This is a genomic window from Bradyrhizobium sp. CSA112 (assembly GCF_029051645.1).
Lineage (GTDB): Bacteria > Pseudomonadota > Alphaproteobacteria > Rhizobiales > Xanthobacteraceae > Bradyrhizobium.
The window spans coordinates 1-437 of the sequence record NZ_JAACFS010000147.1 but is presented as its reverse complement, the minus strand read 5'-3'; the positions used below and the strand labels follow the sequence as shown (position 1 = coordinate 437).

The 437-nt window shown below is 64.3% G+C and carries 1 protein-coding gene; it reads right to left on the bottom strand.

The annotated features are described in order from the left end of the window. Window positions 1–130 precede the first annotated feature (130 nt). On the bottom strand, window positions 131–437 hold a 307-nt coding region (locus GWE18_RS42065), incomplete at its 5' end, for a sensor histidine kinase (RefSeq protein WP_275191327.1).

Sequence of the window (437 nt, the reverse complement as noted above, 5' to 3'; positions counted from 1 at the left end):
CTGCGGAGTTTCACGAGGGAAGGCAGTTGCCGTTTCGATAGACGGGAAGCGGAATAGCCCGGCCGCCTGGATCTTCCGAACTTCGAGACCAATGCAAGTTGGAGGAAGACCCGACTTCCGCCAGTAGCGGTTATTCCTCGCCTTTCAGCAGCGGAAGGCGAATCTCGAAAGTGGTGCCCTGGCCAACCTGGCTCTGGCAACCGATCCTGCCGCCGTGCCGGTCGATCACCGTCTTGACCATGGCCAGCCCCAGGCCCAGGCCGGCGCTGCCCTCGGCGGAAGCGAAGCGCTGGTACTGGCTGAACAGGCGCGGTAGTTCGGCGGCCGCGATACCTTTGCCCTGGTCGACGATCCGGCAGCTCAGCCAGTCGCCTTCGAGGCGGATGCTCAGGCTGACGACGGTCCCCGCCGGGCTGTACTTGACCGCATTCTCCAGC